This window comes from Derxia gummosa DSM 723 (assembly GCF_000482785.1).
Lineage (GTDB): Bacteria > Pseudomonadota > Gammaproteobacteria > Burkholderiales > Burkholderiaceae_E > Derxia > Derxia gummosa.
In genome coordinates this window covers 771197-790541 of the sequence record NZ_AXWS01000008.1, presented here as the reverse complement: position 1 = coordinate 790541, position 19345 = coordinate 771197, and the positions used below count along the sequence as shown (strand labels likewise).

Annotated in this window: 18 protein-coding genes; 2 read left to right on the top strand and 16 right to left on the bottom strand. The window is 66.4% G+C overall.

Going from position 1 to position 19345, the window contains the following annotated elements; genetic code table 11:
• Positions 1–2 precede the first annotated feature (2 nt).
• The 16 genes from H566_RS0109630 to rpsB all read right to left on the bottom strand — a co-directional run bounded on the left by H566_RS0109630 (position 3) and on the right by rpsB (position 15479).
• Complete coding sequence (locus tag H566_RS0109630; protein ID WP_028311283.1) at positions 3–779, bottom strand: TrmH family RNA methyltransferase; 777 nt, start codon at positions 777–779, stop codon at positions 3–5.
• Positions 776–1444 carry a ribonuclease HII gene (gene rnhB / locus H566_RS24075; RefSeq protein WP_084544923.1) on the bottom strand — a complete coding sequence of 223 codons (669 nt, stop codon included), beginning with the start codon at positions 1442–1444 and terminating at the stop codon, positions 776–778. Before rnhB ends, H566_RS0109630 begins: the two co-directional genes overlap by 4 nt.
• A 153-nt stretch (positions 1445–1597) precedes the next feature.
• A complete protein-coding gene (gene lpxB, locus H566_RS0109620) occupies positions 1598–2737 on the bottom strand; it encodes a lipid-A-disaccharide synthase (RefSeq protein ID WP_028311282.1) in 1140 nt (379 codons plus the stop codon).
• Positions 2738–2742: 5 nt separating this feature from the next.
• Positions 2743–3528 carry an acyl-ACP--UDP-N-acetylglucosamine O-acyltransferase gene (gene lpxA / locus H566_RS0109615; RefSeq protein WP_028311281.1) on the bottom strand — a complete coding sequence of 262 codons (786 nt, stop codon included), beginning with the start codon at positions 3526–3528 and terminating at the stop codon, positions 2743–2745.
• Positions 3525–3983 (bottom strand): 3-hydroxyacyl-ACP dehydratase FabZ, encoded by a 459-nt coding sequence (gene fabZ / locus H566_RS0109610; RefSeq protein WP_028311280.1) that lies wholly within the window; start codon positions 3981–3983, stop codon positions 3525–3527. The genes lpxA and fabZ overlap by 4 nt, the downstream gene beginning before the upstream one ends.
• Positions 3984–4105: 122 nt before the next feature.
• Positions 4106–5173, bottom strand: coding sequence for a UDP-3-O-(3-hydroxymyristoyl)glucosamine N-acyltransferase (gene lpxD / locus H566_RS0109605; protein WP_245591318.1), 1068 nt, complete (start codon positions 5171–5173; stop codon positions 4106–4108).
• Complete coding sequence (locus H566_RS0109600) at positions 5170–5700, bottom strand: OmpH/Skp family outer membrane protein (RefSeq protein WP_028311278.1); 531 nt, start codon at positions 5698–5700, stop codon at positions 5170–5172. Before H566_RS0109600 ends, lpxD begins: the two co-directional genes overlap by 4 nt.
• A 28-nt stretch (positions 5701–5728) precedes the next feature.
• On the bottom strand, positions 5729–8008 hold the full coding sequence (gene bamA / locus H566_RS0109595; RefSeq protein ID WP_028311277.1) for an outer membrane protein assembly factor BamA: 2280 nt from the start codon (positions 8006–8008) through the stop codon (positions 5729–5731).
• Positions 8009–8108: 100 nt separating this feature from the next.
• Positions 8109–9464 (bottom strand): RIP metalloprotease RseP, encoded by a 1356-nt coding sequence (gene rseP / locus H566_RS0109590; RefSeq protein WP_028311276.1) that lies wholly within the window; start codon positions 9462–9464, stop codon positions 8109–8111.
• 97 nt (positions 9465–9561) lie between these two features.
• Positions 9562–10758, bottom strand: coding sequence for a 1-deoxy-D-xylulose-5-phosphate reductoisomerase (gene ispC / locus H566_RS0109585; protein ID WP_028311275.1), 1197 nt, complete (start codon positions 10756–10758; stop codon positions 9562–9564).
• Between the two features lie 12 nt (positions 10759–10770).
• Positions 10771–11610 (bottom strand): phosphatidate cytidylyltransferase, encoded by an 840-nt coding sequence (locus tag H566_RS0109580; protein WP_028311274.1) that lies wholly within the window; start codon positions 11608–11610, stop codon positions 10771–10773.
• A 15-nt stretch (positions 11611–11625) separates the two neighbouring features.
• Positions 11626–12435: a polyprenyl diphosphate synthase gene (gene uppS / locus H566_RS0109575; protein ID WP_051378451.1), complete on the bottom strand. Its 810-nt coding sequence runs from the start codon at positions 12433–12435 to the stop codon at positions 11626–11628.
• Positions 12432–12992 carry a ribosome recycling factor gene (frr, locus tag H566_RS0109570; RefSeq protein ID WP_028311272.1) on the bottom strand — a complete coding sequence of 187 codons (561 nt, stop codon included), beginning with the start codon at positions 12990–12992 and terminating at the stop codon, positions 12432–12434. Before frr ends, uppS begins: the two co-directional genes overlap by 4 nt.
• 30 nt (positions 12993–13022) lie before the next feature.
• A complete protein-coding gene (pyrH, locus tag H566_RS0109565; RefSeq protein ID WP_028311271.1) occupies positions 13023–13736 on the bottom strand; it encodes a UMP kinase in 714 nt (237 codons plus the stop codon).
• Positions 13737–13779: 43 nt separating this feature from the next.
• Positions 13780–14661 (bottom strand): translation elongation factor Ts, encoded by an 882-nt coding sequence (tsf, locus tag H566_RS0109560; RefSeq protein ID WP_028311270.1) that lies wholly within the window; start codon positions 14659–14661, stop codon positions 13780–13782.
• A gap of 74 nt (positions 14662–14735) precedes the next feature.
• Positions 14736–15479 (bottom strand): 30S ribosomal protein S2, encoded by a 744-nt coding sequence (rpsB, locus tag H566_RS0109555; RefSeq protein ID WP_028311269.1) that lies wholly within the window; start codon positions 15477–15479, stop codon positions 14736–14738.
• Positions 15480–15858: 379 nt separating this feature from the next.
• Here rpsB and map point away from each other — a divergent pair, with 379 nt between their 5' ends.
• Positions 15859–16686, top strand: coding sequence for a type I methionyl aminopeptidase (gene map / locus H566_RS0109550; protein WP_028311268.1), 828 nt, complete (start codon positions 15859–15861; stop codon positions 16684–16686).
• Positions 16679–19312 carry a [protein-PII] uridylyltransferase gene (locus H566_RS24070; protein ID WP_211238063.1) on the top strand — a complete coding sequence of 878 codons (2634 nt, stop codon included), beginning with the start codon at positions 16679–16681 and terminating at the stop codon, positions 19310–19312. Before map ends, H566_RS24070 begins: the two co-directional genes overlap by 8 nt.
• Positions 19313–19345: the final 33 nt, after the last annotated feature.

Below are 19345 nucleotides of genomic sequence, written 5' to 3'. Positions count from 1 at the left end.
GTTCAGCCCGCCATGCGCTGGCGCTGCATCTCGAACAGGCAGACGGCCGCCGCCGCGCCGACGTTGAGCGATTCGATCGCGCCGCTGTGCGGGATGGTGCAGCGCTCGTCCAGCCGGTCGTCGATCGCGGCCGACAGTCCCCTGCCCTCGTTGCCGAACACCCAGGCGCGCGGCCCGCGCAGATCGAAGCCGTAGAGATTGCTGGCGCCGCGCACGACGGTGCCGATCACCGGCACGCCCAGCGTGTCGAGCGCCGCGCCCAGGTCGGGCACCTCCACGCAATCGAGCAGCATCTGCGCGCCCATGCCGGCGCGCAGCACCTTGGGCGACCAGAAGCCGGCCGTGCCCGGCCCGGCGATCGCCACCTTCACGCCGGCCGCCGCCGCCGTGCGCAGCATGGTCCCGACATTGCCTGGGTCCTGCACGCCGTCGAGCGCGATCGCGTCGCGGCCCGCGAGCCGGGCCAGATCGGCCGTCGGCGGCGCCACCACCCAGACGATGGGCGCGGCCGAGTCGAGCTGCGATACCTGGGCCATGAGCGGCCGCCCGAGCGCGAGCAGATCGGCGCCGAGCCGGTCGGCGGCGGCGATGAGCGGCGCGATCTCGGCATGACCGGCAGCGTCCTCCGCGAAGGCGCAGGCCAGCACCGGCCAGCCGCGCTCGGCCCAGGCCTCGCACAGATGGATGCCATCGAGCAGCGCGCGGCCGCGCTCCTTGCCGGCGGCGACGGTGCGCAGCTGCCTGAAGCCGGGGTTCTCGCGCGAGGTGATCGTCTTCATGCGGCGTCGGCTCCGGTGGCGAGCAGCAGCGCCTGCTGGGCGATCGGCGCGAAGGAGCGGCGGTGCGCCGGCAGCACGCCGTGCCGGCGGATCGCCGCCATGTGCTCGACCGTGCCATAGCCCTTGTGGCGCTCGAAGCCGTATTCGGGATGCAGCTTTGCGAGTTCGCGCAGCTGGGCGTCGCGCGCGGTCTTGGCGAGGATGGACGCCGCCGAGATCGACGGCACGAGCGCGTCGCCCTTCACCACGAGCGCGGTGCGCAGGCCGACGCGCGGGTCCTGATTGCCGTCAATGGCGACGAGGTCGGGCACGAGCGGCGAGCCGTCGAGGACCAGGCCCGCGACCGCGCGCCGCATCGCCAGGAAGGTGGCCTGGAGGATGTTGAGCCGGTCGATCTCCTCGACCGTCGCCTCGGCCACGCACCAGGCAAGCGCACGCTCGCGGATGACGGGCGCGAGCGCCTCGCGGCGCTTTTCGCTCATGGCCTTGGAATCGGCCAGGCCGGGGATCGGGCGGGCGGCATCGAGCACGACCGCCGCCGCGACCACCGAGCCGGCCAGCGGGCCCCGTCCGGCTTCATCCACACCGCAGAGGCAGCGCACGTCGGGGCCGAAATCAGGGGCGACATAGGTTGCGAGCTGGGCGCGGGTCGGGGTTCGGGACATGGGGGGAGGCTGGGCGCTCGGCCCTTCGGTCGGTGTCGTGGATCGGGTTCGGAGTGTCGGCGCTTCGACTGGCGGCCATGAGGTTTCGCTGGTTCCGTTCAAGCGTGCCTGATGCCGGGACGGCGGCGTTCCGGCTGGCTTGCCGCGGCGGGTTCAGCGCCCGAGACAGGTGGCGATCGCCTCGGCGGCACGCGTGCCGGTATCGCAGCGCAGCCGCTCGTGCAGGCCGGTGAAGCGCTCGACTAGCCGCGCGCGCAGCTTCGCGTCGCGCAGCGCGGCGAGCGCCGCTGTGCCGAGCGCCTCGGGCGTGGCGGCTTCCTGCAGCAGCTCGGGCACGAGCGATTCGTTTTCGAGGATGTTGGGCAGGCCCACCCAGGGCAGATAGCCCATGCGCCGCATGATCAGCGCGGTGAGCCAGGCCACGCGGTAACTGATGACCATCGGCTTCTTGTAGAGCGCGCATTCGAGCGACGCCGTGCCGCTCGCGACGAGCACCGCGTCGCAGGCTTCGATCACGTCATGCGACCTGCCGTCGACGATCGTGATTGGCAGCTCACCGGTCGCGCCCGGAATCGCCTCGAACATCGAGCGCAGCCGCGCATTCGCCATCGGCACGACGAAGCGGATGCCCGGCTCGCGCGCATGCAGCCAGCGCGCGGCGGCGATGAAGTCCGGCCCGATGCGCTCGACCTCGCCGCGCCGGCTGCCGGGCAGCACCGCGAGCAGTTCGCCGTCGGCCGGAAGGCCCAGACGGGCGCGCGCGGCGGCGGGATCGGGCAGGAGCGGAATCTCGTCCCCGAGCGGATGGCCGACGTAGGCGCAGGGAATGCCCGCGCGCTCGTAGATCGGCGGCTCCATCGGGAACATGCACAGCATCAGATCGACCGAGCGCCTGATGCGCTCGATGCGTCCGCCGCGCCAGGCCCAGATCGACGGGCTGACGAAGTGGATCGTCTTCACGCCCTGCCGGCGCAGCCGCTCCTCGACCCCGAAATTGAAGTCGGGTGCATCCACGCCGATGAAGGCATCCGGCCGGTCGGCCGCGATGGCATCGAGCAGCCGGCCGCGCACCGCGAAGATCTCGCGCAGCGAGCGGATCGCATCCCAGTAGCCGTGCACCGACAGCGGGTCCATCGGCTCGGTCTGGCGAAAGCCCGCAGCGACCATCTTCGGCCCGCCCACGCCCCAGACGTCGCTGCCCGGCAGGCGCGCCGACAGGCCGCGCAGCAGCAGGCTCGCGAGCAGGTCGCCGGAGGGTTCCCCGGCGCACATGGCCAGCCTTGCCGCCGTCATGCCGCTTAACGCACGAGTCCGCGACCCTGCACCGACACGAAGTCGAGCAGCGTCTGGACGTGGACGTTGCCGGTCTCGGCCACGAGTTCGGCGAGCTTGAGCTTGGCTTCGTCGAGCGTCAGGCCGTCGCGGTACACATAGCCCTGCGCTTTCTTGAGATGGCCGATTTCCTCGTTGCTGAAACCACGCCGACGCAGGCCGAGCAGGTTGAGGCCGTGCACCGTGGCCGGATTGCCGTCCACCGTGATGAAGGGCGCCACGTCCTGCACGATCTTGGTCATGCCGCCGACCATCGCCTGCGAGCCGATGCGGCAGAACTGGTGCACGCCCGACAGCCCGCCGATCGTGACGTGATCGCCGACCGTGACATGCCCCGCGAGCGTGACCGCGTTGGCCAGCACGCAGTGGTCGCCGACCACGACGTCATGCGCCACATGCACGTAGGCCATGACCCAGTTGTCGCTGCCGAACAGCGTGACGCCGTCCTGCTGCACGGTGCCGATGTTGAAGGTGCAGCACTCGCGGATCGTGTTGCGATCGCCGATGACGAGGCGCGTCGGCTCGTCGCGGTACTTCATGTCCTGCGGGACTTCGCCGATCGAGCAGCCCGAAAAGATCTTGTTGTCGGCGCCGATCGTGGTGTGGCCGGTGATGAGCGCATGCGCGGCAATGCGCGTGCGGTCGCCGATCTTCACGTTCGGGCCGATGACGGCATAAGGCCCGATGTCCACCTCGGCGCCAAGCTCGGCACCGGGCTCGATGACGGCGGTCGGGTGGATGCGGCTGGTCATGCCGCGCCCTTGCCCGCAGCGTCGGTCGAACGCAGGGTGCAGAGCATCTCGGCCTCGGCGGCGAGCTGACCGTCCACATAGGCCTTGCCGAGGTACTTGCCGAGCGCCTTGCTCTGACGAATCGTCTCGATCTCCATCACGAGCTGATCGCCCGGTACCACGGCCTTGCGAAAGCGCGCCTTGTCGATGCCCGCGAACAGGTAAACCGAGTCGTCGCTCGGCAGGATGCCCATCGTCTTGAACGACAGGATGCCCGCCGCCTGCGCCATCGCCTCGACGATGAGCACACCCGGCATCACCGGCAGATGCGGGAAATGGCCCGTGAAGAAGGGCTCGTTCATCGTCACGTTCTTGAGCGCCTTGATGCGCTTGCCGGGCTCGATCTCGAGCACGCGGTCGACCAGCAGCATCGGGTAGCGATGCGGCAGATGCTTGAGGATCTCGTTGATGTCCATGGCTGTCCGTTCAGTCCGGGCATGGGCCGCGACTCGGCGGCCTGGGGTGGGCGATGCGGGATGGCCCACGCGACGCGCCGGCGGTCAGGCCTGCCGGCGCCGACCGCGAGGCACCGCCGCGGTCAGGAAGGATCGGCGAGTGTGCCGACCTGCTTTTCGAGGGCGCGCAGCCGCGCCCGGAGGTCAGCCAGGTTGCGCTGGATGACGGTGTTCTTCTCCCACTCGCGGTGCGGCAGGAGCGGCGCGGTGCTGGAGTAGCGGCCCGGCTCGGTGATCGACTTGAACACCGAGGTCGCGCCCGAGATGAAGACGTTGTCGCAGATCTCGATGTGGCCGCCGATCATCGCGGCGCCCGCGATCATGCAGTGCTTGCCGATCTTGACGCTGCCCGCGATGCCGGCGCAGCCGGCGACGGCGGTGTGGTCGCCGATCTCGCAGTTGTGGCCGATCTGGATGAGGTTGTCGAGCTTCACGCCCTTGCCGATGATCGTGTCGTCGAGCGCGCCGCGATCGATGGTCGTGTTGCAGCCGATCTCGACGTCGTCGCCCATGACCACGCGGCCGATCTGCGGAATCTTGATCCAGGCGCCACGGTCGGGCGCGAGGCCGAAGCCGTCGGCGCCGATGACGCAGCCCGAATGCAGGATGCAGCGCGCGCCGATCACGCAGCCGTGATGCACGGTGGCGCGGGCTTCGAGCTGGGTGTCGTCGCCGATCGTCACGTCGGCGCCCACATAGGACAGCGCGCCGATGTCGCAGCCGGCGCCAATGCGCGCCCCGCCCTCGATCACCGCGCCCGCGCCCACATTGGCGCTCGGATGGATGATCGCGTCGGGCGACACCACCGCCGTCGGATGGATGCCCTGGAGCAGGCGCGGATGACGCTTGCGCTCGATTTCCTGCGACGCCCGCGCGAAGGCGAGATAGGGGTTGTCATGCAGCCAGAGCGCCTGGGCCTGATGGCCTTCCATCTGCGCCGCGTCGCGCGGGCGGACGATGAGCACCGCCGCCTTCGCTTCGCGCGCAGCGGCCAGGAACTTGGGCTGTTCGACGAAGGCTGCTTCGGTCGGGCTCACACGCTCGATCGGCGCGAAGCCGCTGATTTCTGCCTTCTCGTTGCCGGAGATCGAGCCGCCGACGGCGGCCACCAGATCGGCCAGCGCAAACCGCAATGCCGGATTCGCCTTCACTTCGCACCCTGCTGGTTGAGCTGCTTGAGCACCTTGTCGGTGATGTCGATGCGCGGGCTGAAATAGACCGACTCCTGAAGGATGAGGTCGTATTTCTCGCTCTCGGCGATCTGCTTGATCACCTTGTTGGCGCGGTCGAGCAGCGCGGTGATTTCCTCGTTGCGACGCTGGTTCAGGTCTTCGCGCAGTTCGCGCTGGCGACGCTGGAAGTCGCGGTCCTGATCGGCCAGATCCTTCTGGCGGCGCGCGCGGTCAGAGTCGGTGAGGATGGCCGCGTCCTTGTCGAGCTTGTCGGACGCCGCCTTGAGGCGCGCGGCCATGTCTTCCAGCTCCTTCTGGCGCTTGGCGAAATCGGCTTCGAGGCGCTGCTGCGCGGCCTTGGCCGGCGCCGAATCGCGCATCACGCGCTCGGTGCTCACGAAACCGACCTTGAGCGGCTCGTCGGCGCTGGCCACGGCTGGCAATGAAAGCAGGATGCCGGCGGCAACCCCGGCCAATTGCGTGGAAATCGTGCGCGTCAGGAACATGACTGCTCGTCCTTTCGGAAACATCCGGTCAGAAGCCCGTGCCGAGCTGGAATTGGAACAATTGCTTGCGGTCATCCGGTTTCGCATTGAGCGGGCGACCGAGCGAGAGCTTGAGCGGCCCGACCGGCGAAAGCCAGCTGATGCCGAAACCCGTCGAGAAGCGCAAATTCGAGAACGACGGACTTTCGCCTTCGGGGAAAGTATTGCCGCCGTCCAGGAAGGTGAACAGCCGGACGGTCCGGTCCTTGGTGCCGGGCAGCGGAAACAGGAATTCGGCATTGCCGAAAATCCGGCTCGCGCCACCGAGCGAATAACCGTTCGAATCACGCTGCGTGGTAAGCGAACCCGGCTCGAAACCGCGCACGGTACCGATGCCGCCCGCGTAGTAGTACTTGAACAGCGGCAGGGGCTTGCCGCCGAAACCCTTGCCATAATCGACCTGGCCATTGAGTGCCAGCGTGAACGAATCGGACAGCGGCTTGAACCATTGCTGCTGGGCCGACGCGCGGTAATAACGCAGATCGAGCACCGGCAGCGTCACTTCAAAGGACGTGCGGCCATAACGGCCGCGCGTCGGCGCGAGGCCCGAATCCCGGGTGTCGTTGATCCAGGCGATCGAGGTGGTCGCGCCGCTGCTCGAATTGCCGAACAGATCTACATATTGCTTGTAGCGCGACGGACTCGCCGAACCAACGGTGATGTCGGTGTTCTCGGCATTGACGCCGAACACGATCGTATTGAAATCCGACACCGGAAAACCGAATCGCGTGCCAAGGCCTGTACTGCGCACCTTGTAATCCCCAAGATTGAGGGACGACGGATTGTAGGTGCGAGTATAGATATCGAAACCCTGCGAAATGCCGTCCACCGTGAAATACGGATTGGTCTGCGAAATCGCGAAGGTGCGATTCACCTTGCTGGTATTGACTTCGAAGGACAGCGAATTGCCGGTGCCGAACAGGTTGTTCTGCGAGATCGACGCCGTAAGCACGAGCTTGTCGGTAGAGGAGAAACCCGCGCCCACATTCAGCGTGCCGGTCGCGCGTTCCTTGACCGTGTAATTGACATCAAGCAAGTCGGGCGCTCCAGCCACGGCTGGCGAATCGACCTTCACTTCCTCGAAGAAGCCGAGACGGTCGATCCGGTCGCGCGACTGGCGCACGCGCTCGCCGTCGAAGTAGCCGCCCTCGAGCTGGCGCGATTCGCGGCGGACGACTTCATCGCGGGTACGCGCATTTCCGGCAATGTTCACGCGGCGGACGTAAACGCGGCGGCCTGGGTCGACGATGATCGTGAATGCAACGGTCGATTTTTCGCGGTCGATGTCGGGCGACGCATTGGCATTGGAAAAGGCATAGCCGTAATTGCCCATGATCTCGTTGATCTTCTTGATCGAGTCATTGAGCACCTGGCCATTGAAGGTTTCGCCCGGCTTGATGAGCAGCGCCTTTTCCAGCTCATCGCGCTTGTCGAGCAGATCACCCGCCAGCTTGACGTCCGATACCTTGTACTTCTGGCCTTCGGTGATCGAGACGGTGATGTAGATGTCGCGCTTGTCCGGTGTGATCGACACCTGGGTCGATTCGACATTGAATTCGAGGTAGCCGCGATTCAGATAGAACGACTTGAGCGTTTCGAGATCGGCAGTCAGCTTTTGCTTCGAATATTGGTCACGCTTGCTGAACCAGGTGAACCAGCCCGGCGTCGTAAGCTGGATTTCCTTGAGCAGATCGCTTTCCGAAAAAGCCTGGGCACCGACGATATGAATCTGCTTGATAGTCGCGATTTCGCCTTCGTCGATCGTGAAATTGATCGCGACACGATTGCGCTCCTGGGGCGTGACGGTGGTGGAAATGTTCACCCCGTACTTGCCGCGCGACAGATACAGTCGCTTGAGTTCCTGCTCGGCACGGTCGAGCTGACCGCGGTCGAAGGTGCGGGCCTCGGCGATGCCGATGTCGCGTAGCGCCTGCTTGAGCTTGTCGGCCTCGAATTCCTTGGCGCCGGAGAAATTGATCGACGAGATCGCCGGCCTTTCCTCCACGGTCACGACCAGGGTTTCTCCTTCTACCTCGAGGCGCACGTCACGGTAGAAGCCGGCGCCATACAACGCACGGATCGCGGCGGCGCCCTTGTCGTCGGAATAGCTGTCGCCGATGCGGAAAGGCAGATAGCTGAACACGGTGCCGGGCTCGGTGCGCTGCACGCCCTCGACGCGGATGTCCTTGATCACGAAGGGATCGACCGCGTAGGCGGCGGGCATCATGCAGGCCGCCGCGACGGCTGCGGCAATTCTGGATCTTGTCATTGCGAAATCGGCTTGCGATTCATGTTTCGCGCATGCCGGCCAATTGCCGGCGGCAAAACACGGGAACGCACCTGGAAAGGAAAAAGCACGAGGGAATTGATCAGCCGAAAAGCCGCGTCAAATCGTTGAAGAGCGCTATCGCCATCATCGCGGCGAGAAGGCCGAGTCCGGCACGCTGCCCGACTTCGATGACACGCTGGGGCAAAGGACTGCCCCGGAGAAATTCGACCGAATAATACAGGATGTGTCCACCATCAAGGACCGGGATGGGCAGCAGATTCAGGACCCCCAGGCTTACGCTGATGAGCGCAAGAAATGCGACATACGCTTCAAGCCCGATTCGGGCGGTCTGACCGGCGAAATCGGCAATCGTGACCGGACCGCTCAGATTCCGAAGCGAAACCTCGCCGATCACCATTTTTCCCATCATGCGGAGCGAAAAGAGACTCATGTCCCAGGTGCGCTCTGCACCGTGGCCGAGTGCGCTGAACAGGCCGCGCCTGACCTCGACCGATTCGAGCTGGACATCGAAGGCGACCCCGATTCGACCGATGCTCGCGCCGTCCGCTCCGGCGGCGGCGACCGGCGTGACCGCCAGTTCAAGCCGGCTCTCGGCGACGCTGCCGACATCACGACGTACCGACAGCGTCACCTCGCGGTCGGCGGATGCGCGGATGCGTTCGACCAGAGGGCCGGCGTCGGCGATATCGACGCCGTCGATGGCCTCGACCACGTCGCCCTCGCGCAGGCCGGCGCGTTCGGCGGCACTGCCGGCGTCGATGCGCAGGATGCGGGCGCGGGGCCTGCGCGGCGCCATGCCGAGACTCTCGACGAGCTTGCCGTCAGGGTCGGCTTCGGGCAGACGGTCGAGCGGCAGCACGAGTTCGCGCCGCTGGCCATCGATGCCGGTCACGTCGAGCCGGACCGGCTTGCGGTCGACGCCCGACTTCAGAAGTTGCCAGCGCGCGTCGACCCAGCTCGTGATCGGCTGGCCGTCAACGGCGTCGAGCACATCGCCGTCACGCAGACCGGCGTCGGCCGCGAGACTGGCCGCCGGCGGCGTGCCGAGGATGGCGCGCGGCTCGCGTACGCCATGCATGTCGAGCGCGGCGTAGAGCACGGCCGCGAGCAGCAGGTTGGCGACAGGCCCGGCCGCGACGATGGCGATGCGGCGCAGCGGCGATTGGCGGTTGAAAGCGCGTGGCAGGTCGGCGGCGGGGATCGGCTCGGTGCTTTCGCGCTCGTCGAGCATAGCGACGTAGCCACCGAGCGGCAGCACCGAGATTGCCCAGAGCGTGTCGTCGCGGCCGAAGCGGCGAGCGAGGATCGGGCGGCCGAAGCCGATCGAGAACTTGAGCACCTTCACGCCGCAGGCACGCGCCACGAGGTAGTGGCCCAACTCGTGGATGAGGATCAGCAGCCCGAGGGCGACGACGAAGGCGAGGATGGTCTGCAAGAGGTCAGCTCCGTTGGCCCGGACGGCGGGCGTCGGGAATTATGGCGCGGCGCCGGGGCCGGCCTTGCGCTGCCGGCCGCTTTCCTGAAAGCAAGTGTCAGCCCGCCGAGGCCGCGCCGCGGTCGATGAAATCGGCGGTGAGGCGGCGCGCGCGCGCGTCAAGCTCGAAGATGGCCTCGATCGACGCCGCGATCGAGCCGGCGAGCGCGTCGAGCGTCGCCCGGATCGCGTCGGCGATCGCGAGGAAGCCGAGCCGGCCGGCCAGGAAGCGATCGACCGCGATCTCGTTGGCCGCGTTGAGCACGATGGAGGCCGAGCCGCCCTCGGCGAGCGCGTCGAACGCGAGCTGCAGGCAGGGAAAGCGGACAAAGTCGGGCGCCTCGAAGCTGAGGGAGCCGATCGCGCACAGGTCGAGCGGCTTGACGCCGGCCTCGATGCGCGTCGGCCAGGCCAGGGCCGAGGCGATCGGCGTGCGCATGTCGGGCTGGCCCATCTGCGCGAGCACCGAACCGTCGATGTACTCGACCATGCTGTGCACGACCGATTGCGGATGGACGATCACGCCGATGCGTTCGCGCTCGACGCCGAACAGCCAGCGTGCCTCGATCACTTCAAGGCCCTTGTTCATCATCGTGGCCGAGTCGACCGAAATCTTGCGGCCCATGCTCCAGTTGGGATGGGCGACCGCCTGCTCCGGTGTCGCGGCGCGCATGCGCTCGCTGGTCGCGGTGCGGAACGGGCCGCCGGAGGCGGTCAGCAGCAGGCGTCGTACGCGCGAGATGTCGGCACGTCCGCGTGCATCGATCGGCAGACATTGGAAGATCGCGTTGTGCTCGCTGTCGACCGGTAGCAGCAGGCCACCGGACTCGGCCACTGCGTCGAGCATGAGCTGACCGGCCATGACCAGCGCTTCCTTGTTGGCGAGCAGGATCCGCTTGCCGGCGCGGGCCGCCGCGAGACCGGGTGCCAGCCCTGCCCCACCGACGATCGCAGCCATCACCACATCGGCCTCGGGCGCGCTGGCAACTTCGCACAGCGCGGCTTCACCATGGTCGATGGCACAGCGTGGATGGCCTTCGCGCAGCAGCGCGGCAAGGCGGGCCGCGCTCTCCGCATCGCCGACAACCGCGCGGTCGGGCCGGAACTGCAAGCAGAGCGCGGCGAGTTCATCGACACGGCGGTGCGCCGTCAGGGCATGCACGCGATAGTGCGCGGGATGACGCGCGATGACATCGAGCGTGCTGCGGCCGATCGAGCCGGTCGCGCCGAGCAGCGTGAGGGATTGGACGGACATGGATTCTTGCCTTCAGGCCAGCCAGCGCAGCAGCAGTTCGGCCACGGGCAGCACGGGCAGCAGCGCGTCGATGCGGTCGAGCACGCCACCATGGCCCGGCAGCAGATTGCTGGAGTCCTTGATGCCGGCACGCCGCTTGAGCAGGGATTCGAACAGGTCACCGACGATGCCGAGCGCGACGAGCATCAGCATCACGCCGGCGAGCGCGAGGGCCGATCCGCGCCCGGCGATCGTCGTGAGGAGATCAGTGTCGGTGGCGAAGCGCGACCAGCCGAGCGCGAGCAGTGTGACGATCACTGCCGCGCCGATCGCGCCCTCCCAGGTCTTGCCCGGGCTGACCGCAGGGGCGAGCTTGTGGCGCCCGAAGCGCTTGCCGCAGAAATAGGCCGAGATGTCGGACACCCATACCACCACCATCGCCGACAGCAGTGTGAGCACCCCGCGCTCGTACAGGGCGATTACCGAGGCCAGAAAGGCCAGCAGCAGCAGCACGCCGCTCGCGGCCGCGAGTCCGCGCTGTTCCATCCAGCTCGGCGCACGCGCGCCGAGCACGGCCTGCGGCGCCTGCAACAGCCAGAAGCCGACTGAGGCCAGGAGCAGGAAGGTGACTGCCGGATCAAGCTGGCCGAACGTCAAGGCGCCTGCCGTGCCCGCGACCAACATCCCGCCCGCCACAAGCAGTACAGCGGGCACGATCAGTGGCGAGAGTGAGAACAGGCGGGTCCATTCCCAGCCGCCCGCCACGGTTGCGAGCAATGCGAGCGCGGCGACTGCGAGCACGCTGCCGGAGGCCGCGACCGGCAGCACGACGGCAAGCAGGACCAGGGCCGTGATGACGCGAGTGCGGAGCATGCGGGAAGCCGCCGTTCAGCCGCGTTGCGCCGTGGCGGTAGCCGCGACCTGGGCGCTCGTGCGACCGAAACGACGTTCGCGCTCGCTGAACGAGGCGATCGCCCGATCGAGCGCGGCAGCGTCGAAATCGGGCCAGAAGTCGTCGGTGAAATAGAGCTCGGTGTAGGCGAGTTGCCAGAGCAGGAAGTTCGAGATGCGCTGCTCGCCACCGGTGCGGATGAACAGGTCGGGTTCGGGCATGCCGGCCGTGGCCAGTCGCGCGTCGATGGCCTCTGGCGTGATGAGCGCCGGATCAGTCATGCATTCAGGCTGCTCGGCAAGCAGCCGCCGCATGGCCTGTGCCACATCCCAGCGACCACCGTAGTTGGCGGCGACAGTGAGCGTGAGCTTGTCGTTGCCGGCGGTGCGCGCCTCGGCATCGCGGATCGCGGCCTGGAGCGTGGGATTGAAGGCTGAAACGTCCCCGATTACCTTCAGCCGAACGCCGGTGCGTGTGAGCCGACCGACCTCGCGTTCGAGCGCCGAGACGAACAGCGTCATCAGCACCGAGACTTCTTCCTCGGGTCGGCGCCAGTTCTCGGAACTGAAGGCGAACAGCGTCAGGTATTCGATGCCGCGCTGCACGCAGGCCTCGACCGTCGTGCGGACCGCATCAACGCCCTTGTGATGGCCGACGGTGCGCGGCAGAAGACGACGGGTGGCCCAGCGGCCGTTCCCGTCCATGATGATGGCGACGTGGCGCGGGACCACGCTCGCGGGAGCGCCGGCCGACGCATCGGAAATTGCCGCGTTGCGGCTGCCGGTCAGACGGCGCAGGGCCTTCATACCGTCATGATTTCCTTTTCCTTTTCGCCAAGGGTCTTGTCGACCTCGGCGACGAAGCGGTCGGTCAGCTTCTGGATGTCATCCTGGCCGCGGCGCTCTTCGTCTTCGGAAATGGTCTTGTCCTTCACGAGCTTCTTGAACTGCTCGTTCGCGTCACGACGCAGGTTGCGGATCGCAACCTTGGAACCTTCGGCCTCGCCGCGGATGACCTTGATGAGGTCCTTGCGGCGCTCTTCCGTCAGTGCCGGCATTGGCACGCGGATGAGGTCGCCCATCGTCGCGGGATTCAGGCCGAGGTCGGATTCGCGAATCGCCTTCTCGACGACCGCAACCATCTTCTTTTCCCAGGGCTGGACGCCGATGGTGCGCGAGTCGATCAGCGTGACGTTCGCGACGCCCGACAGCGGGGTCGGCGTGCCGTAGTAATCGACATGGATGTGATCGAGCAGACCGGTGTGCGCGCGGCCCGTGCGGACCTTCGAGAACTCGGTCTTGAGGCTCTCGATCGACTTCGCCATCTTCTGCTCGGTCGTCTTCTTGATGTCGGCAGTGCTCATGAAGCCAAACTCCGTGTGCTCGGCCGCCGGTCAGATGTGGACCAGCGTGCCTTCGTCCTCGCCCAGAACGATGCGCTTGAGCGCACCCGGCTTGACGATGCTGAAAACCCGGATCGGCAGTTTCTGGTCGCGGCACAGCGCAAAGGCCGTCGCGTCCATCACCGCCAGATTCTTGCTGATCGCCTCGTCGAAGCTGATCGACGAGTAGCGCGTCGCGTTCGGATCCTTCTTCGGGTCGGCGGTGTAGATGCCGTCAACCTTGGTCGCCTTGAGGACGATTTCCGCACCGATCTCGGCGCCGCGCAGCGCGGCGGCGGTATCGGTGGTGAAGAAGGGGTTGCCCGTACCCGCCGCGAAGATCACCACCTTGCCCTCTTCGAGGTAACGCAGCGCCTTCGGGCGGATGTAGGGCTCGAGCACCTGCTCGATCTTCAATGCCGATTGCGCGCGAGCGGGGATGCCCACGTTCTTCAGCGCATCCTGCAGCGCCAGCGAGTTCATCACCGTGGCGAGCATGCCCATGTAGTCACCGGTGGCGCGATCCATGCCGGCGGCGCCGAGCGCCATCCCGCGGAAGATGTTGCCACCCCCGATCACCACCGCGACTTCCACACCCAAGGCGTGGATCTCGGCGATGTCGGCGACCATGGCCTGGAGGGTGCCGCGGTCAATGCCGTAGGCGGTGTCGCCCATGAGGGCTTCACCGGAGAGCTTGAGAAGAATGCGCTTGTGCTTGATCGGCATGTTTTTCAGGAGGAGGGTCGAAAGACGCCCGCAATTTAGCGGTTTATTGGGCGCCGGCGGCCATCTTCGCGACTTCGGCCGCGAAATCGTCCGTCTTCTTCTCGATGCCTTCACCGACCACGTAGAGAGCGAACGCTGCCACCGAGGCGTTCTTGCCCTTGAGCATCTTCTCGACGGTTTCATCGGGGTTCTTGACGAAGGGCTGACCGAGCAGCGCGACTTCCGACAGGAACTTGTTGATGCGGCCTTCGACCATCTTGGCGACGATCTCGGCGGGCTTGCCCGACTCGGCGGCCTGCTGCGAGAAGATGCTGCGCTCGGCTTCGATCTTGTCGGCCGGCACCTGGTCGCGCGACACGCAGACCGGCTTGCTGGCGGCGATGTGCATCGCGACGTCCTTGCCGACTTGGTCGTCTTCCGCGGTGTACTCGACGAGCACGCCGATGCGGGTGCCGTGCAGGTACGAGGCCAGCTTGTTGGCGGTCTCGAAGCGCACGAAGCGACGGATCGACATGTTCTCGCCGATCTTGCCGATCAGCGCGCTGCGCTTGGCATCGACGGTCACGCCACCGGCATCGAGGGCCGACAGGGCTTCGACATTGGCGGGCGCCTGTTCGGCGACGAGCTGAGCGAGTTCGTTCGAGAAGGCGAGGAAGTCGTCGTTCTTGGCGACGAAGTCGGTCTCGCAGTTCACTTCGATCAGGGCGCCGGTCTTCTTGTCAGCCGAGATGAACGCGGCCAGGACGCCTTCGGCGGTCACGCGGCTCGCGGCCTTGCTCGCCTTGTTGCCGAGCTTGACGCGCAGCAGCTCTTCGGCCTTGTCCATGTCGCCATCGGCTTCAGCCAGCGCCTTCTTGCATTCCATCATCGGCGCGTCGGTCTTCTCGCGCAGTTCCTTGACCATGCCCGCGGTGATTGCAGCCATTTGAGTGCTCCTCAGATTCGATTCACAAAAAAGGGGCTCGCAAGCCCCTTCGCCGGTTCAGCTGGGAACCGTGGTCAGTTCGCGACCTCGACGAACTCGCCTTCGGCGGCGCGAACCGCTTCGACGACTTCGGTCACGGCGCTGGTGCGGCCTTCGACGATCGCGTCGGCAATGCTCGTCGCGTAGATCTCGATGGCGCGGCCCGAATCATCATTGCCCGGGATGACGTAATCGACGCCTTCGGGCGAGTGGTTGGTATCGACCACGGCGATGACGGGGATGCCGAGCTTGTTGGCTTCGGTCACGGCAATCTTGTGATAGCCAACGTCGATGACGAACAGCGCGTCGGGCACGCCGCCCATGTCCTTGATGCCGCCGATCGACTTCTGCAGCTTCTCGATCTCGCGCTCGACCGTCAGCGCTTCCTTCTTGCTGAGGCGCTCGAGACCGCCTTCCTCGACCATCGTTTCGAGGTCCTTCAGGCGCTTGATCGAACCCTTGACCGTCTTGAAGTTGGTGAGCATGCCGCCGAGCCAGCGGCTGTCGACGTAGGGCATGCCGGCGCGGGCGGCTTCGGCGGCGACGATTTCACGCGACTGGCGCTTCGTGCCGACGAAAAGGATCGTGCCGCGGTTGGCAGCCAAGGTCTTGGCGTACTTGGTCGCCTCGGCCAGCTGAACAACCGTCTTTTCGAGGTTGATGATGTGGATCTTGTTGCGATGGCCATAGATGAAGGGGGCCATCTTGGGATTCCAGAAGCGGGTTTGGTGACCGAAATGGACACCCGCTTCCAGCATTTGACGCATCGTTGCCGGCATTGGAAATGCTCCGAGAAGGTTGGGTCTTACGCGGACCAGTCGGGCGGCAAAGCCGCCACCTTCGGAGTGCCACTGCGTTGCAGGAGGCACGGATCCGCGTGGATTTGCAGCCGGAACCCGGCTGCGGGGCTGACGGACGCCGGGAGGCCCCGCCATTGCCTGCGCGCGATTCAGATTCATCGCGCCGGAATGGCTGCCAGATGCCGGCGAAATGTCCATTTGATTCGGCATTTCGCTTGCGTATCGCGGCTTACATTCCGAAAGCGCCTCTGCGCCGATTGGTCGGAAGCGTTTTTCAGGAAGCCTATAATCATAACCGAATTCGCTCGACGTTTGTTGCGAGCCGTGTTCCACGTTCAAAGGGCCAGGAAAACCCCGCATGGCAATCCAGATTAAGACACCCGAGGACATCGCCGCGATGCGCGTGGCCTGCCGATTGGCGGCCGAGGTGCTCGACTTCATCACGCCGCATGTCGTGCCCGGTGTGACCACCGGCGAACTCGACCGTCTTTGCCACGACTACATGGTTGGCGTGCAAGGCACGATCCCGGCCCCGCTCAACTATGCGCCGCCCGGGTACACACCCTACCCGAAGTCGATCTGCGCCTCGGTCAACCATCAGGTCTGCCACGGCATTCCCGGCGAACGGGTGCTAAAGGCCGGCGACATCGTCAATCTCGACATCACCGTCATCAAGGACGGCTACCACGGAGACACGAGCCGGATGTTCGTCGTCGGCGACATGACGGGGCCGGCGCGGCGGCTGTGCGAGATCACCTACGAATGCATGTGGAAGGGTATCGATGTCGTGCGCCCCGGCGCGACGCTCGGCGACATCGGCCATGCCTGCCAGACGCATGCCGAAAAGCATGGCTACAGCATCGTGCGCGAGTTCTGCGGCCACGGCATCGGCCGGCGCTTCCACGAAGAACCCCAGGTGCTGCACTACGGACGTCCCGGCACGCTCGACAAGCTCCAGCCTGGCATGATCTTCACGATCGAGCCGATGGTGAACGCCGGCCGGCGCGAGATCCGCGAACTGGCCGATGGCTGGACCATCGTCACCAAGGACCACAGCCTGTCCGCCCAGTGGGAGCACACCCTGCTCGTGACGCCCACGGGCTACGAGGTGCTCACCGTTTCCGATGCCTCCCCCGCCGTGCCCGACTGGGTGCGCGGCCATCAGACGGCGGTGACCGGTGCCTGACGATTCGACCCCGGGAAACAAGCCCGCAGACGTCCTGCGCGCGGTGCGCGAGCGGCTGCATGCCGAGCGTGCCGCAGCCGTTGAAAACTTCCGCCGCGACCACGGCACGCAGGAGTTGGTCAACCGCATGCGCGCGGCCGTCGATACCGCCGTCATCGCGCTGCGCGACGAAGCCCGGCTGCCGGCCGACTGCGTGCTTGTCGCCGTCGGCGGCTACGGGCGCGGAGAGCTGTTTCCGCGTTCCGACGTGGACATCCTCGTGCTGCTCGGCCAGCCGCTCGATCCGGTCGGCCACGAGCGCGTCGAGCGCTTCATCGGCAATTGCTGGGATCTGGGCCTGACCGTCGGCCACAGCGTGCGAACGCTGGACGAATGCATCGACGAAGCGGCGCGCGACATCACGATCCAGACCGCGCTGGTCGAGGCGCGCCGCCTCGCCGGCAGCCGCGCACTGTTCGCGTCGCTGCGCGAACGGCTTGCCGCGACGCTCGACATCCGCCAGTTCTACCAGGCCAAGATGCTCGAGATGCGGCAGCGCCACATCAAGCACGACGACACGCCCTACAGCCTCGAACCCAACGTCAAGGAAAGCCAGGGCGGCCTGCGCGACACGCAGATCATCTTGTGGATCGCGCGCGCGGCGGGCCTCGGCGAAAGCTGGCGCGAACTGGCCGAGCGCCAGCTCATTACCGCTGCCGAGGCCACTGCAATCGCACGCAACGAGCGCTTCATCAAGACGATCCGCGTGCATCTGCACCTGCTGGCCGGCCGCACCGAAGATCGTCTCGTGTTCGACCTCCAGGAGCAGCTCGCCGCCAACATGGGCTTCTCACCGCAAGGCCCGCGCCGCGCGTCGGAAGTGCTGATGCAGCGCTACTACTGGGCCGCGAAGGCCGTGGTGCAGCTCAACACCATCGTGCTGCAGAACATCGGCGACCGGATCTTCGAGCGCACCACGCTGCCCGGGCGTCCCATCGACGAGCGGTTCCAGGAAATCAACGGTCTGCTCGACGTCACCGCCGACGACGTGTTCGAACGCGATCCGGCCGCGATGCTCGAAGCCTTTCTCGTGATGCAGCGCCAGCCCGAACTCAAGGGCATGTCGGCGCGGCTGCTGCGCTCGCTCTGGCATGCGCGCACCCGTATCGATCAGGACTTCCGCGCCGATCCGCGCAACAAGGCGACCTTCCTCGCCCTGCTGCAATCGCCGCGCGGCATCGTCCACGAGCTGAGGCGCATGAACCAGACCAGCGTGCTCGGCCGCTACCTGCCGGCCTTCCGCCGGATCATCGGGCAGATGCAGCATGACCTGTTCCACGCCTACACCGTGGATCAGCACATCATGAACGTGCTGCGCAACCTGCGCCGCTTCACGATGGCCGAGCATGCCCACGAGTACCCGCTGTGCTCGCGGCTCATTGCCAACTTCGAGCGCCACTGGCTGCTGTACGTGGCGGCGCTGTTCCACGACATCGCCAAGGGGCGCGGCGGCGACCATTCCAAGCTCGGCATGGTCGACGCGCGCCGCTTCTGCAAGCAGCACGACCTGCCCGACGAGGATGCCGATCTGGTCGTGTTTCTCGTCGAGCAGCACCTCCAGATGAGCAACGTCGCCCAGAAGCGCGACCTGAGCGATCCCGACGTGATCCGCGGCTTTGCCGAAACGGTCGGCGACCGCCGCCGGCTCGCGGCGCTCTATCTGCTGACCGTGGCCGACATCCGCGGCACCTCGCCCAAGGTGTGGAATGCCTGGAAGGCGACGCTGCTCGAAAACCTCTACCACGCGACCGACCGGCTGCTCTGCAACGACGCGCCCGCGCCCGACCGCCGCTCCGCGCTCGAAGAACGCCGCGCCGAGGCACTGCGCATCCTCCGGCTCTACGCCTTCTCCGACAAGGCGCACGAGGCGCTGTGGAACCAGCTCGATGTCGGCTTCTTCCTGCGCCATGACGCACAGACCATCGCCTGGCTCACGCGCTCGCTGCACTACCGCGTCGCACCCGACAGCGCGGTGGTGAAGGCCCGTCTCGCCCACATCGGCGACGGGCTGGAGGTGGCGCTCTACACCCGTGACGAGCCCGACCTGTTCGCGCGCGTGTGCGGCTATTTCGACAGCAAGCGCTTCACCATCCTCGACGCCCGCGTGCACACGACGCGCAACGGCTATGCGCTCGACACCTTCGTGGTGACCGAGGCTGGCTCGGTGCCGGGGCGCAACGACTACCGCTCGCTCGTCTCGCTGGTGGAAACCGAGTTGGCCCAGCACATCGACAACCACGCGCCGCTGCAACCGCCGAGCAAGGGCCGCATCGGCCGGGAGATCCGCCACTTCCCGATCGAGCCGCGCATCGAGCTGGTGCCTGACGAGCGCGCGAAGTTCTACTTCCTCACGATGTCGGCGGCCGACCGTTCGGGCCTGCTGTACGTGATCGCGCGGCTGCTGGCCGAGTTCCGCGTCAGCGTCCACTCGGCCAAGATCATGACGCTCGGCGATCGCGTCGAAGACAGCTTCGTCGTGAGCGGCACCGGCCTGTCCGATGCCAAGCGCCAGCTCGAACTCGAGACCCGGCTGCTCAACGCACTGCAAGTCCCCGACACAACGGCACCCACCTCGATTGTGTTTTGATGCGGGTCGGGCCGTGCGCGCGGCCCGTCTCCC

Bases quoted from the DNA above. Each gene is read 5' to 3' on its own strand.
- lpxB (WP_028311282.1), bottom strand. From the start codon at position 2,737: ATGACGGCGGCAAGGCTGGCCATGTGCGCCGGGGAACCCTCCGGCGAC.
- map (WP_028311268.1), top strand. From the start codon at position 15,859: ATGGCAATCCAGATTAAGACACCCGAGGACATCGCCGCGATGCGCGTG.
- H566_RS0109600 (WP_028311278.1), bottom strand. From the start codon at position 5,700: ATGTTCCTGACGCGCACGATTTCCACGCAATTGGCCGGGGTTGCCGCC.
- lpxA (WP_028311281.1), bottom strand. From the start codon at position 3,528: ATGACCAGCCGCATCCACCCGACCGCCGTCATCGAGCCCGGTGCCGAG.
- rpsB (WP_028311269.1), bottom strand. From the start codon at position 15,479: ATGCCGGCAACGATGCGTCAAATGCTGGAAGCGGGTGTCCATTTCGGT.
- fabZ (WP_028311280.1), bottom strand. From the start codon at position 3,983: ATGGACATCAACGAGATCCTCAAGCATCTGCCGCATCGCTACCCGATG.
- pyrH (WP_028311271.1), bottom strand. From the start codon at position 13,736: ATGCCGATCAAGCACAAGCGCATTCTTCTCAAGCTCTCCGGTGAAGCC.
- frr (WP_028311272.1), bottom strand. From the start codon at position 12,992: ATGAGCACTGCCGACATCAAGAAGACGACCGAGCAGAAGATGGCGAAG.
- bamA (WP_028311277.1), bottom strand. From the start codon at position 8,008: ATGACAAGATCCAGAATTGCCGCAGCCGTCGCGGCGGCCTGCATGATG.
- H566_RS0109630 (WP_028311283.1), bottom strand. From the start codon at position 779: ATGAAGACGATCACCTCGCGCGAGAACCCCGGCTTCAGGCAGCTGCGC.
- tsf (WP_028311270.1), bottom strand. From the start codon at position 14,661: ATGGCTGCAATCACCGCGGGCATGGTCAAGGAACTGCGCGAGAAGACC.
- H566_RS0109580 (WP_028311274.1), bottom strand. From the start codon at position 11,610: ATGCTCCGCACTCGCGTCATCACGGCCCTGGTCCTGCTTGCCGTCGTG.
- rnhB (WP_084544923.1), bottom strand. From the start codon at position 1,444: ATGTCCCGAACCCCGACCCGCGCCCAGCTCGCAACCTATGTCGCCCCT.
- uppS (WP_051378451.1), bottom strand. From the start codon at position 12,435: ATGAAGGCCCTGCGCCGTCTGACCGGCAGCCGCAACGCGGCAATTTCC.
- ispC (WP_028311275.1), bottom strand. From the start codon at position 10,758: ATGTCCGTCCAATCCCTCACGCTGCTCGGCGCGACCGGCTCGATCGGC.